General features: G+C 72.1%; 10 protein-coding genes and 1 tRNA gene. 2 read left to right on the forward strand and 9 right to left on the reverse strand.

Annotated features, from left to right (window positions below; all coding sequences use genetic code 11):
- Window positions 1-11 precede the first annotated feature (11 nt).
- The 7 genes from I601_RS19495 to argS all read right to left on the reverse strand — a co-directional run bounded on the left by I601_RS19495 (window position 12) and on the right by argS (window position 9131).
- A complete protein-coding gene (locus I601_RS19495) occupies window positions 12-383 on the reverse strand; it encodes a response regulator transcription factor (RefSeq protein WP_068113489.1) in 372 nt (123 codons plus the stop codon).
- A 127-nt stretch (window positions 384-510) separates the two neighbouring features.
- Window positions 511-2511 (reverse strand): transcription termination factor Rho, encoded by a 2001-nt coding sequence (gene rho, locus I601_RS19500; RefSeq protein ID WP_068113491.1) that lies wholly within the window; start codon window positions 2509-2511, stop codon window positions 511-513.
- A 165-nt stretch (window positions 2512-2676) separates the two neighbouring features.
- Entirely contained in the window at window positions 2677-3588 is a 912-nt protein-coding gene (gene thrB, locus I601_RS19505) for a homoserine kinase (protein ID WP_068113494.1), read from the reverse strand.
- Between the two features lie 5 nt (window positions 3589-3593).
- Complete coding sequence (thrC, locus tag I601_RS19510; protein ID WP_068113496.1) at window positions 3594-4727, reverse strand: threonine synthase; 1134 nt, start codon at window positions 4725-4727, stop codon at window positions 3594-3596.
- Entirely contained in the window at window positions 4724-6037 is a 1314-nt protein-coding gene (locus tag I601_RS19515; protein WP_068113499.1) for a homoserine dehydrogenase, read from the reverse strand. Before I601_RS19515 ends, thrC begins: the two co-directional genes overlap by 4 nt.
- Entirely contained in the window at window positions 6034-7452 is a 1419-nt protein-coding gene (gene lysA, locus I601_RS19520) for a diaminopimelate decarboxylase (protein ID WP_068113502.1), read from the reverse strand. The genes I601_RS19515 and lysA overlap by 4 nt, the downstream gene beginning before the upstream one ends.
- Before the next feature lie 5 nt (window positions 7453-7457).
- On the reverse strand, window positions 7458-9131 hold the full coding sequence (argS, locus tag I601_RS19525) for an arginine--tRNA ligase (RefSeq protein WP_068113505.1): 1674 nt from the start codon (window positions 9129-9131) through the stop codon (window positions 7458-7460).
- Between the two features lie 144 nt (window positions 9132-9275).
- Here argS and I601_RS19530 point away from each other — a divergent pair.
- Window positions 9276-9348: transfer RNA gene (locus I601_RS19530), tRNA-Arg, on the forward strand.
- A 269-nt stretch (window positions 9349-9617) separates the two neighbouring features.
- Window positions 9618-11138: a hypothetical protein gene (locus I601_RS19535; protein WP_157520344.1), complete on the forward strand. Its 1521-nt coding sequence runs from the start codon at window positions 9618-9620 to the stop codon at window positions 11136-11138.
- An 88-nt stretch (window positions 11139-11226) separates the two neighbouring features.
- Here I601_RS19535 and I601_RS19540 read toward each other — a convergent pair whose 3' ends face one another.
- Together I601_RS19540 and I601_RS19545 are read right to left on the reverse strand one after the other, a co-directional pair.
- Window positions 11227-12153 (reverse strand): LCP family protein, encoded by a 927-nt coding sequence (locus I601_RS19540; protein WP_237089482.1) that lies wholly within the window; start codon window positions 12151-12153, stop codon window positions 11227-11229.
- Complete coding sequence (locus I601_RS19545) at window positions 12150-12863, reverse strand: hypothetical protein (RefSeq protein ID WP_157520347.1); 714 nt, start codon at window positions 12861-12863, stop codon at window positions 12150-12152. Before I601_RS19545 ends, I601_RS19540 begins: the two co-directional genes overlap by 4 nt.
- Window positions 12864-12869 lie beyond the last annotated feature (6 nt).

Raw genomic sequence — 12869 nt, forward strand, 5'->3', positions numbered from 1 at the left:
TCCGGCGCCGCTCAGACCGACCGGGACAGCAGCGCCTCGACCCGCGAGGCGAGCTCGCGGGGGCTGAACGGCTTGGTGATGTAGTCGTCGGCCCCGGAGTCGAACCCCGACTCGACGTCGGACTCCTGGGCGCGCGCCGTGAGCAGGATGACGGGCAGGTCGGCGAGACCCGGGTCGGCCCGGATCACCCGGATCGCGTCGAGCCCGGAGACCCCGGGCATCATCACGTCGAGGACGGCCAGGTCGGGGCGCGAGGCGCGACATGCCTCGACCGCTGCTGCCCCGTCGGCCACCGCGGTGATCTCGTGACCGAGCGTGGAGAGCTTGAACTCCACGAGCTCACGGATGTCGACGTCGTCGTCGGCGACCAGGATGCGTGCCACGATGCGGTGCTCCCTCTCATAGGTGGCTGACCCTCCGGCCTCCCGAGGAGAGCCGCCAGCGCAGGCCACAGCGTATCGGTATCACCGTGTCCCCGACCGGCACACCGTGAAGTTGCTGGTCCCTTCCTCAGCCGCGTGCTGCGCGACCGGGCGAGCGCTGGAACGTGCTCAGCATCTCGTAGTTGGTCTGCGACCCCGTGAGCCGCTCCCGCAGCTCGCGCATGGCCGTTGCGGTCTCCTTGTCGGCGACCGAGTCGCGCAGCTTCTCCACGACCGGCAGCTCACCCTCGCCGAGGAGGAGCTCCTCGTGCCGGGTGCCCGACTGGGCCACGTCGACGGCCGGGAAGACCCGCTTGCGGGCGAGGTCGCGGCTCAGCCGCAGCTCCATGTTCGCGGTCCCGCTCAGCTCCTCGAAGATCACCTCGTCGACCTTCGAGCCGCTCTCGACGGTGGCGGTGGCCAGGACCGTCAGCGAGCCGCCGTTCTCGATGTTGCGCGCGGCGCCGAAGAACTGCTTGGGCGGGTGCAGCGCGGTGGAGTCGACCCCGCCGGAGAGGACCCGGCCGTTGCCGGTGCCCGCCAGGTGGTAGGCCCGACCGAGCCGGGTGATGCCGTCGAGCAGCACCACGACGTCGTGGCCGAGCTCCACGAGCCGCTTGGCCCGCTCGATGGCGAGCTCGGCGACCACCGTGTGGTCGGCCGGCTGTCGGTCGAAGGTGGAGGAGATGACCTCCCCCTTGACCGAGCGCTCGTAGTCGGTGACCTCCTCCGGGCGCTCGTCGACCAGGACCACCATCAGGTGGCACTCCGGGTTGTTGGCGCTCAGCGAGGCCGCGACGGCCTGCAGCACCGCGGTCTTGCCGGCGTGCGCGGGCGAGGCGATCAGGCCGCGTTGGCCCTTGCCGATCGGCGCCACCAGGTCGATGACCCGACCGATCAGGTCGTCGGGTCCCCGCTCCAGGCGCAGGCGCTCCTGCGGGTGCAGGGGCGTCATCTTCTCGAACTCGACCCGGGTGCGGGCGGCATCCGGGTCGGACCCGTTGACGCTCTCGATGCGCACCATCGGGTTGAACTTCTCCTTGCGCTCGCCCTCGCGGGGCTGGCGCACCTCGCCGACGACCGCGTCACCGCGGCGCAGGCCGAACTTGCGGACCATCGACAGGGAGACGTACACGTCGTCCGGGCCGGGCAGGTAGCCGCTGGTGCGCACGAACGCGTAGTTGTCGAGCACGTCGAGGATGCCGGCGGCCGGCACCAGGACGTCGTCCTCGAGGACGGTCGTGTCCGGCTCGCTGCGGTTGTTGCTCGCCGGCCGGGCGCGGTCGCGGTCCCGGCCGCGCCGACGCCGGCTGCGTCCGCGACCGTCGCCGTCGTCGTCGCCCTGGTCCTGCTGCTGGTCCTGCCGGTTCTGGTCCTGCCGGTTCTGGTCCTGCTTGTTCTGGTCCTGCTTGTTCTGGTCCTGCTTGTTCTGCTCTTGCCGGTTCTGGTTCTGGTTCTGGTTCTGGTTCTGCTGCTTGTTCTGCCGGTTCTGCTGGTCCTGCTTGTTCTGGTCCTGCTTGTTCTGGTCCTGCTTGTTCTGGTCCTGCTTGTTCTGCTGCTGGTCCTGCTTGTTCTGGTCCGGGTGGGCGCGTCCCTGCTGCTCGCGGCCACGCTGCTGGTCCTTGCCCGACTGGTCCTGCTTGCCCTGCTGGGCGGCACTCACCTCGGGCGTCGCGGACGACCTGTCGGTGCGCTCGGGCCGCCCGGACCGGTCGCTTGCAGCGTCCTGGTCGGTGGGGGCCTCGCGGCGGGACTTCTCCTGAGGAGGTGATGTGGTCTCGTCGGCGACCGGCGGCTCGACGCGGACCCGGGTGCGCTGGCGCGTGGTGGTCGTCGTCCGCGTCGCACCCTTCTCGACGGCCGCGGCCGCGCCGGCGTCGGCGCTCGCGCCGGCGCCCGCACTGCTACCGGGCGAGCCGGCGGCCTTGATGGCATCGACGAGCTGGGCCTTCTTCATCGCCCCGGCACCCTGGATGCCCAGGGCACCCGCCATGGACTTGAGGTCGGCGATGAGCATCCCGTTCAGACCCCCGGCCCGCTTCTTCGGCGCAGCGGCCGCCTCAGCGGTGGGGACGGAGTCTTGCGTCACGTGGGTCCTATCGACGTCTCAGGGCCGCTCGGCCGGGCCGAGGGCTGCTGGTCACTGTTCCCGAGCACCGCACGGCGGTGCGGGAGGCACCGCACAGATCGCGGGTGCCCGCCGGAGGATGGGGATCATCGGCGTGGCGCCACCCTAGCAGCCCCTGTCGGCGGTTCAGAGGACGCGCACGCCGTCGGTGTCGACCGCGAGGTACGACGCCCACCACCCCGCGGGGCACCGCGCCAGCAGCGATGCGGTCACCTCGGTGTCGGGGCCGTCGGTGAAGGCCAGCACGGTGGGTCCGGCGCCGGAGACGACCGCCGCGACACCGTCGGCACGCAACGCGTCGACCAGGGCGAGCGACTCGGGCATCGCAGGTCGCCGGTAGTCCTGGTGCAGGTGGTCACGCGTGGCCCGCAGCAGGTGCTCGGGCTGTCCGGCCAGGGCTGCGACCAGCAGCGCGGCGCGTCCGGCCCCCGCGGCGGCGTCGGCGTGCGGCACCGTCTCGGGCAGCAGCCCCCGGGCGAGCTCGGTGGAGACCGGGGTCGGGGGCACCAGCACCACGACGCCCACCCGCGGGTCGACCGGGCACGGCACCGCGTAGAAGCCGCCGTCGTCGTCCTGGCCGGCCACCACGAACCCGCCGTACTGGGCCGGGGCGACGTTGTCGGGGTGGCCCTCCATGGCAGCGCACAGACCGAGGACGGCGTCGTCGTCGAGCAGCAGCTCCCCCCCGGCCACGAGGGCCCGACCCAGGGTCACGCCGGCGACGATCGCCGCGGACGAGGAGCCGAGGCCGCGCGCGTGCGGGATCACGTTGCGACACCGCAGCCTCAGCCCGGCAGGCTCGGCGCCCATGGCGTCGAGCGCGGCCAGCATCGCGCGCACGACCAGGTGCGAGGCGTCGCGCGGGACGTGCTCTGCGCCGACCCCCTCGACCTGCACCTCGATCCCGGAGGCGACGACCTCCGCCTCGAGCTCGTCACGCAGGTCCAGGGCGAGACCGAGGGAGTCGAAGCCGGGCCCGAGGTTGGCCGACGTGGCCGGGACGCTGACGCGGACCGGCCCGGTGACGAAGGTGGGCATCCGGCTCAGGCGAGACCGGCGGCGCGGGCGGCGGCGACGACGTCGTTGTCGATGACGGTGTCGACGATGCTCGGGCGGCCCTGCTCGGCCTGGTCGGCGGAGTAGGCCTCCAGCGCGGTCGCGGTGTCCTTGAGCCCGTGGCCGGTGACCGTGATGACGACGGTCGAGCCGGCGTAGGACTCCCCTGCCTCGAGCTCGGCCAGCAGGCCCGCCACCCCGGCCGCGGAGGCCGGCTCGACGAACACGCCGTCGTGGGTGGCCAGCAGCCGCTGGGCCGCCAGGATCTGGTCGTCACTGACCGCGGCGAACCGGCCGCCGGACTCCTCGGTGGCCTCCACGGCCAGCGACCAGGACGCCGGGTTGCCGATGCGGATGGCGGTGGCCTTGGTCTCCGGCTCGGGGAACGGCGTGCCGGTCACCAGCGGGCTGGCACCCTCGGCCTGGAACCCGCGCATCACCGGGCGCTTCGTGGCGTGGCCGAGCTCGGCGTACTGCCGGTAGCCCATCCAGTACGCCGAGATGTTGCCGGCGTTGCCCACGGGCAGCAGGTGGAAGTCGGGGGCGTCGCCGAGGAAGTCGACGATCTCGAAGGCGGCGCTCTTCTGGCCCTGCAGCCGCACCGGGTTGACCGAGTTCACCAGCGCGACGGGGTACTGCTCCGCGAGGCCCTTGGCGATGCCCAGGCAGTCGTCGAAGTTGCCACGCACCATGATCACCTGGGCGCCGTGCACGATGGCCTGCGCCATCTTGCCGGCGGCGATCTTGCCCTCGGGCACCAGCACCAGCGGGGTCATCTGGGCCTTGGCGGCGTAGGCGGCCATCGAGGCGGAGGTGTTGCCGGTCGAGGCGCAGACGACCGCGCGGGCACCCTCGTGCTTGGCCACCGAGATGGCGGCGGTCATGCCGCGGTCCTTGAACGATCCGGTCGGGTTGTCGCCCTCGACCTTGAGGTGCACGTCGGCGCCGGTGAGCCCGGAGAGCCATCCCGAGTGCACCAGCGGGGTGCCGCCCTCGCGCAGGGTCACCGCCGGGGTGTCCTGGGGGATCTCGAGCAGGTGGCGGTACTCCTCGATGACGCCGCGCCACTGCCGGGTCGCGGTGCGAGCCCCCGGCTCACGGTCGAGCTGATCGGTGTTCACTCTGCTCCTCCTTCGACGCGCATGACCGAGCTGACCTCGCGCACGCTGTCCATGCCCTGCAGGTGCGCGACGGTCGCGCTGAGCTGGGCGTCGGTGGCCTCGTGCGACACCACGACCAGCTGGGCGTCGTCGTCACGGCCCTCCTGGCGCACCGTGCGGATCGAGACCCCGTGCTCGGCGAACGCGGTGGCCACCGTCGCCAGCACGCCGGCGCGGTCGTCGACGTCGATGGCGACGTGGTAGCGGGTGCGCGCCTCGCCCATGGGCAGCACGGCCCGGTCGGCGTACGACGACTCCCCGGGGCCGCGGACGTCGTTGCGACGGTTGCGGGCCACGGTGACGAGGTCGCCGAGCACCGCGGAGGCGGTCGGCGAGCCACCGGCACCGGGGCCGTAGAACATCAGCTGGCCGGCGGCCTCGGACTCCACGAAGACCGCGTTGTAGGCCTCGCGCACCGACGCGAGCGGGTGCGAGCGCGGGATCATCGCCGGGTGCACCCGCACCGAGACGGCCTCCTCGCCGTCGGGCTGCTCGCGCAGCTCGCAGATGGCCAGCAGCTTGACCACGCAGTTCATCTCCCGGGCGGAGGCGACGTCCGTGGCGCTGACCTCGGCGATGCCCTCGCGGTAGACGTCAGCGTCGGTCACCCGGGTGTGGAAGGCCAGGGACGCCAGGATCGCGGCCTTCGCCGCGGCGTCGAAGCCCTCGACGTCGGCGGTGGGGTCCGCCTCGGCGTAGCCCAGCGCCTGGGCCTCCTCGAGAGCGTCGGCGAAGCCGGCGCCCGAGGTGTCCATCTTGTCGAGGATGAAGTTCGTGGTGCCGTTGACGATGCCCAGCACCCGCGTCACCTTGTCGCCGGCTAGCGACTCGCGCAGCGGGCGCAGGATCGGGATCGCTCCGGCGACCGCAGCCTCGTAGTAGAGGTCACGGCCCGCCTTCTCGGCGGCCTCGAAGAGCGTCGGGCCGTCCTCGGCCAGCAGCGCCTTGTTGGCGCTGACCACCGAGGCGCCGTGCTCGAGCGCCGAGAGGATCAGCGAGCGGGCCGGCTCGATGCCGCCGATCACCTCGACGACGACGTCGATGTCGCCCCGCGACACCAGTCCCTCGGCGTCGGTGGTCAGCAGCCCCTCGGGCACCTCCACCTCGCGAGCGGCGTCGAGGCGGCGCACAGCCACCCCGACCAGCTCGACGGGCGAGCCCACGCGGGCCGCCAGGTCGGTGGCCTGCTCCTGGAGCAGGCGCACCACCTGCGAGCCCACCGAGCCACAGCCCAGCACGGCCACCTTGAGCGGCTTGCCACTCTCCGTCACGACTCGATCACCTCAGGGTCATCCACATCAGTTGCCAACAGGTCCTGCTCAGTCTCGCGCCGCACCACGACCCGCGCGACCCCGTCCCGGACCGCGATCACGGGCGGGCGCAGCGTGTGGTTGTAGTTCGAGGCCATCGACCGGCAGTAGGCGCCGGTCCCGGGGACCGCGAGCAGGTCCCCCGGGGCGACGTCCGCAGGCAGGAATTCGTCCTTGACCACGACGTCGCCGGCCTCGCAGTGCTTGCCGACCACCCGCGCCAGCACCGGGGCGGCGTCGGAGGCCCGCCCGGCCAGCGTGCAGGAGTAGTCGGCGTCGTACAGGGCGGTGCGGATGTTGTCGCTCATCCCGCCGTCGACCGACACGTAGGTGCGCACCGCGCCGCCGTCGAGCTGGACGGGCTTGACGGTGCCGACCTCGTAGACGGTGCACACCGACGGCCCGGCGATCGCGCGGCCGGGCTCGATGGACAGCGCCGGGGCCTCGATGCCCAGCGCGCGGCACTCGTGCTCGACGATCGCCGTCATCTCCGCCGCGAGGCGCGAGGGCTCGGCTGGGTCGTCCTGGGTCGTGTAGGCGATGCCGAAGCCGCCGCCGAGGTCCATCTCGGGCATCCGGACGTCGAGGTCCGCGGCGACCCGGGCGTGCAGCGCGAGCACGCGGCGGGCGGCCACCTCGAAGCCGGAGGAGTCGAAGATCTGGCTGCCGATGTGCGAGTGCAGGCCGAGCAGGTCGAGCCCGGGCGCGTCGTGGACGCGGCGCACCGCCTCGAAGGCGTCGCCGGAGGTGATCGAGAAGCCGAACTTCTGGTCCTCGTGCGCCGTGGCGATGTACTCGTGGGTGTGCGCCTCGACCCCGGCGGTCACCCGCACCATGACGCGGACGGTGACGCCCAGCCGGGCGCTGATCTCGGCGAGCCGCTCGACCTCGGCGAAGGAGTCGGCGATGACCCGACCCACGCCGAGCCGCACCGCGCGCTCGATCTCGGCCGGGGACTTGTTGTTGCCGTGGAAGCCGACCCGCTCCATCGGGAAGCCCGCCCGCTCGGCGACGGCCAGCTCACCGCCGGTGCAGACGTCGAGGCACAGCCCCTCGTCGGCGACCCAGCGGGCGACCGCGGTGCACAGGAACGCCTTGCCGGCGTAGTAGACGTCGTACGCCGCGAACGCGTCGCGGAAGGCGCCGGCCCGGGCCCGGAAGTCGGCCTCGTCGAGGACGTACGCCGGCGAGCCGTGCTCGGCGACCAGGTCCGGCAGCCGGACGCCGCCGACGCTCAGCACGCCGTCGTCCTTGCGCGCGGTGCGCGACCACAGGTGCCGGACCAGCTCGTTGGGGTCGGCGGGCTGGCGCAGCCAGGAGGGGCCCTTGAGCGCCCCGTCGGCGTGCGCCCAGCCGGCCTCGTGGGAGACGGCCACTCAGCTCACATCCGTTCCGGGGCGGAGACGCCCAGCAGGCGCAGGCCGTTGGCCAGCACGGTGCGGGTCGCGGCCACGAGCAGCAGCCGCGCGCGGTGCAGGTCGTTCGGCTCCTCGTCGCCCATGGGCAGCACCCGGCAGTTGTCGTAGAAGCGGTGGTAGACGCCCGCGGTGTCCTCGAGGTAGCGCGCCACCCGGTGCGGCTCGCGCAGCTCGGCCGCGCTGGCCACCACGCGCGGGAACTCGGCGAGCGCGCGCAGCAGCTCGCCCTCCTTCTCGTGGGCCAGCAGGGCGGGGTCGGCCTCGGCGTCCGGGGTGCCGGGTTCGGCGAACCCGAGGTCCGTGGCGTTGCGGAGGATGGAGGAGACGCGGGCGTGCGCGTACTGCACGTAGAACACCGGGTTGTCGCTGGACTGCCGGGTCATCTCGGCGGCGTCGAGGGTCAGAGGCGAGTCGGCGGGGTAGCGCGACAGGGTGTAGCGCAGGGCGTCCACCCCGATCAGGTCGACCAGCTCCTCGAGCGTGACCAGGGTGCCGGCGCGCTTGGAGAGCTTGAGCTCGACACCGTCCTTCAAGATCTTGACCAGCTGGCCGATGAGGATCTCGATGTGGCTGTCGGGATCGTCGCCGGCACACGCCGCCATGGCCCGCAGCCGGTTGACGTAGCCATGGTGGTCGGCGCCGAGCAGGTAGATGCAGCGGTCGAAGCCGCGCTCCCGCTTGTGCACGTAGTAGGCGGTGTCGCTGGCGAAGTAGGTGAGGGCGCCGTCCGACTTGACCAGGACCCGGTCCTTGTCGTCGTCGAAGTCGGTGGTCCGCATCCACAGTGCACCGTCGGCATCGTAGAGGTGACCCTGGGCACGCAGCTTCTCCAGCCCGGCGACGACGTCGTCACCCTCGTGCAGCGAGCGCTCGGAGAACCAGACGTCGAAGCGGGTCTGGAACCGCTCGAGCTGCTCCTGCTGCTGCCGCAGCTGCACGGCGTACGCCGCCTCGCGGAACGCGGTGACCCGCTCCCCCGCGGGCAGCTCCACGATGCCGGGCTGGGCGGCCACGACCTCGCGCGCCAGATCGGCGATGTAGCCGCCGTGGTAGCCGTTCTCCGGGGTGGGGAGCCCCAGCGCGGCGGCCTCCACCGAGGCGCCGAACAGGTCCATCTGGTTGCCGCGGTCGTTGATGTAGAACTCGCGGGTCACCTCGGCCCCGGCAGCGTCCAGCACCCGGGCAACGGCGTCCCCGACCACGGCCCAGCGGGTGTGGCCCAGGTGCAGCGGCCCGGTGGGGTTGGCCGAGATGAACTCGATGTTGACCCGCTCGCCAGCCAGCGTCGCCGTGCGGCCGTACTCGTCGCCCTGGGCCACGACCCGGGCCGCCACCGCGCCCTGGGCGCCGGCGGCCACGGAGATGTTGAGGAAGCCCGGGCCCGCGATCTCGACGCCGGCGATGCCGTCGACCGCCGCGAGGCGCTCCTGGACCAGCCCGGCGAAGGCGCGCGGGTTCATCCCGGCCTTCTTGGCCAGCTGCAGCGCGACGTTCGTGGCGTAGTCGCCGTGCCCCTTCTGCCGGGGTCGCTCCACCGTCACGCTCGCGGGCACGCCGTCGGGGAAGGTCACCGCACCCTCGTCGGAGAGCGCCGTCAGCACGTCGACGATCGCGGTGGAGAGCTGTTCGGGAGTCACCCGTCCAGCCTATCGGCGGCCGGGGCCGTGACCTGCATCGATATCGGCGCCTGGGACCGGGCCCCGGCCCGGCAGACCCGATTCGGTGGCCCGGTCCCGGAGTTGTAAGGTGACGCCGTCCCGCAGCCTCGTGCTGCGAGGCTTGCCTCCGTAGCTCAGGGGATAGAGCACTGGTTTCCGGTACCAGTGGCCGCAGGTTCGAATCCTGCCGGGGGCACTCACTTCCAGAAGAGCCCGGATCCACGTCACGTGGACCCGGGCTCTCCTGCTTCCGGGCGGCCCCACCGGGCCTCCCACACTCCCGATCCGGACGCCATCACCCGGAGGGACTGGTCTGTACCAGCCCGAAATGACTACCTAACCCTCTGCACCTCCCGACGTTTGACATGGCGAGGGTCACGTCAGGTCCTCACCGGGAGGGGAGGGTGCTCCACGCTCGTTCCGGTCCCACGTCCCGCAGCGATGCGTTGATGAAAGTAGGAGAGTGTGAAGAAGTCACTGAAGAGGGCCGCGGCCGCAAGCGCTGTGTGCGCCGTCGGTCTCGCCGGCACCCTCGCCGCGAACCCCGCCGCCCTCGCGGACGAGGCCCACAAGGCCCCCGCGAACCAGAAGGTCCTCACCGACTTCGGCATGAAGGCGCTGGCCTTCGGCACCAAGATCGCCGTCGGTGGCATCGACATCAAGAGCCTCAAGGACGCCCAGGACATCCTGGCCTGCACCCGCACCGCCGGCGTCGAGCGCGTCAAGCCGTCCAAGCTCAGCACGAGCGAGCTCACCAAGCTCATCAGCGAGAACGCGCCGGTCGACATCGCGAAGCTGATCAGCATCTCCCCCAGCACCAGCCGCACCTCCACCTACCGCGACGGCTCGATCACCGGCACCCGGGCGGTCAACACCATCGCCGACATCAAGCTCGGCGGTGAGCTGGTCGACGACCTCAAGATCCCGACGCTCAAGATCGCGGGCCTGACCTCGGTCGCCGACTCCTTCCACGACCCGGCCGACGCCGACGGCGACGGCAAGCGCTTCGGCACCGACGAGAGCTTCGGCTTCGAGGGCATCTCGCTGGACTACGAGGGCACCGTCGTCGAGGGCACCCCCCTGGCCGACCTGCTCGACATCGTCAACCAGGTCGCCGCGCCGGTCAACGAGGTCGTCGACCAGCTCGTCAAGCTCCTCACCGACACCATCGGCGGCATCATCGAGATCCCGGGCCTCGGCTCGATCGGTCTCGGCAAGTCCTTCAGCCACATCAGCGACCACGCGGCCTCCTCGGGCGCCAGCGCCCTGGCCATCGAGGTCGACCCCAGCGAGAAGAAGAACGACTCGGCGGTGCTGCTCAAGCTCGGCTACGCCCAGTCGCGCATCGCCGACTCCGCGCCCTCGGGCGTCTTCCGCTCCACCATCATGGGCCTCGACCTCGAGGCGCTGCCGCTGAGCGACGACATCTCGCTGCTGCACCTGGGCGGCATCGGCACCGAGTCGATCCCCTGCGAGGGCACCGGCAACACGAAGGTCGTCAAGACCATCGAGGGCGAGCGCTCCATCCCGCTCAACATCCCCGGCATCGGTGGTGTCGCGGTCCTGGACGGCCTCGAGTACTCCTACAAGGCCAAGCAGATGTCGCGTGGTCGGGCCAAGTCGATGGCCAAGAGCTCGCTGGGCTCCTTCACGATCCCCGCGCTCGACCTGGAGATCACCGGCATCAGCTCCAAGCTGAACCTGCTCAGCCGCGAAGGTGAGCGGGTGCGCGGCTCCAAGAAGCCCAAGTTCCAGGTCGCCGACATCCTCTACAAGGGCGAGAGCCTGGTCCCCGCGGGCGGTCTCAAGATCCGCCAGACCGTCGAGTTCGCGATCGACGAGCTGCAGCAGAAGGGCTTCATCACCTTCGGCCCCCGCTTCACGCGCAACTACTACGGCGCGAAGCTCTCCGCCCTCAACGTCGTGATCCCCGGCATCGTGGACCTCGACCTGGGCTGGCTCGAGTCGCAGATCTACCCCCGCTGACCCACGGCTGAGGTAGCACCAGCACCACCCCGACGGGGGCGGCCCACCAGGGCCGCCCCCGTCGTGGCATGTCAGGAGCCGACGGGCCTCAGCAGCCCGCGGGCAGGGTGGCGTCGTCGCGCGCAGCCGCCCCGAGGCGACGCGCCTGCGTGAGGTTCGGGCGTACGACGCTCATGCCGCGGATGGTGGCCACGGAGCCACCCACGACGCACATGGTGATCCGGCTCGGCTCGACCTGCGCCATCGCCTGGGCGACCCGGAACAGCTCGGCCGGGCCCAGATCGGTGGCCATGTGCTGCACCACGCTGAGCACGCCCCGCTCCATGAAGCCCGGTCGGTCGGCCCGGGCCCGGATCTCGGCGCCGATGGCGCGCAGCACGCGCTGCTGGTTGGCCGAGCGGGCGAAGTCGCCTCCGGCGAGGCTCTTGCGGATCCGCGAGAAGGCCATCGCGCCGTAGCCGTCGAGCCGGATCCGGCCGCGCTTGAACCCCTCGGGCTTCAGGTTGACGTCGGAGAAGGCGCGGGGGTTCGTGACGGTGATGCCGCCGATGTCGTCGACGAGGTCCTCGAAGAAGGGGAACCGGGTGACCATGACGTAGTCGGGCTCCACCCCGACCATCCCGGCGACGGTGCGGCCGAGCAGCTGCGGGCCGCCGAGCACCATGGCGGCGTTGACCCGGTTCGCGCTGTACCCGGGGATGGGGACGAAGGAGTCACGCGGGATCCCGATGGCCGCGGCCGCCCCGGTGCGGGTGTCGAGCCCGACCATCTGCAGGGCGTCGCCGCGGGAGCGGGTCATCGACTGGCCCGGTCGCGCGTCGGAGCCGACCGCGAGGATCCAGATGACGTGCTGGTGGGCATCCACCGCGGAGGAGCGCTGCATCCGCACCAGCGCCACGTCGTCGGGGGCGACCTGGGCGGTCGGCACGACCAGCGCCGTGGCGCCCAGGATCGCGCCGAGCACGCCGGCACGGCGCACCGGGGACGAGCGGCGGCGAGGGATCTGGCTGCTCACGGGCGGGTCCTCCGCTTCTTGCCAGGCTGCGTGCCGGGCTTCTTCCCGGACTGGTCGTCGGGCTGCTTGTCGGACTGCTTCTCGGGGGCGGTGACCGGCTTGGGACCCTGGGTGACGTCGTACCCGAAGATCCGCCAGCCGTCGCGGTAGACCAGGAACAACCTGCCGTGGACCCGCAGCAACCGCCGCGCCTCGCCGCGCGTGCGGTAGTCGAGGGTGGTCCGGGCCGTGACCGCGCGGGCGGTCTGCCGGGTGGCGAGGATGTCGACGACCACTCGACGGCGCACAGCGGTGACCCGCTCGACGCGCTCACCGATGCGGTGGCTGGTCATCTGGTCGAGGTCGCGGCGCGCCCGGGCCCCTGCTCCCGCGGTGAAGCCCGGGAAGGCCCGGCCGTAGCGGCGCCGCGGGTAGGACCCGTCGATGAACGCGGCGTCCCACCACCGGTCGACCGCACGCGCGACCCCGGTGGCCACGCGCCGCCGCTTGACGGGCCCCAGGCCGCCCACGACCTCGCCCACCTGGACACGGGTGCGCACCGGCGCAGCGCCTGACCCGGAGCCGTCCCGGGCCTGCCCGCCCCGGCCGTCGCGAGGGCCCCCGGGGTCGTCGTCGGCACTGCAGGCGACGAGGGCCGGGGTGGCGGTCACCGCGAGCACGAGCGCGGTCGCCAGGGCCCGTCTGGCCGGTCCTGGGCGTGGCGACGTCATCCTCTG

Source organism: Nocardioides dokdonensis FR1436, from assembly GCF_001653335.1.
Lineage (GTDB): Bacteria > Actinomycetota > Actinomycetes > Propionibacteriales > Nocardioidaceae > Nocardioides > Nocardioides dokdonensis.

What these genes read in the sequence shown, in the direction of transcription:
- thrB (WP_068113494.1), bottom strand. Translation starts at nt 3,588, where the DNA reads ATGCCCACCTTCGTCACCGGGCCGGTCCGCGTCAGCGTCCCGGCCACG.
- I601_RS19545 (WP_157520347.1), bottom strand. Translation starts at nt 12,863, where the DNA reads ATGACGTCGCCACGCCCAGGACCGGCCAGACGGGCCCTGGCGACCGCG.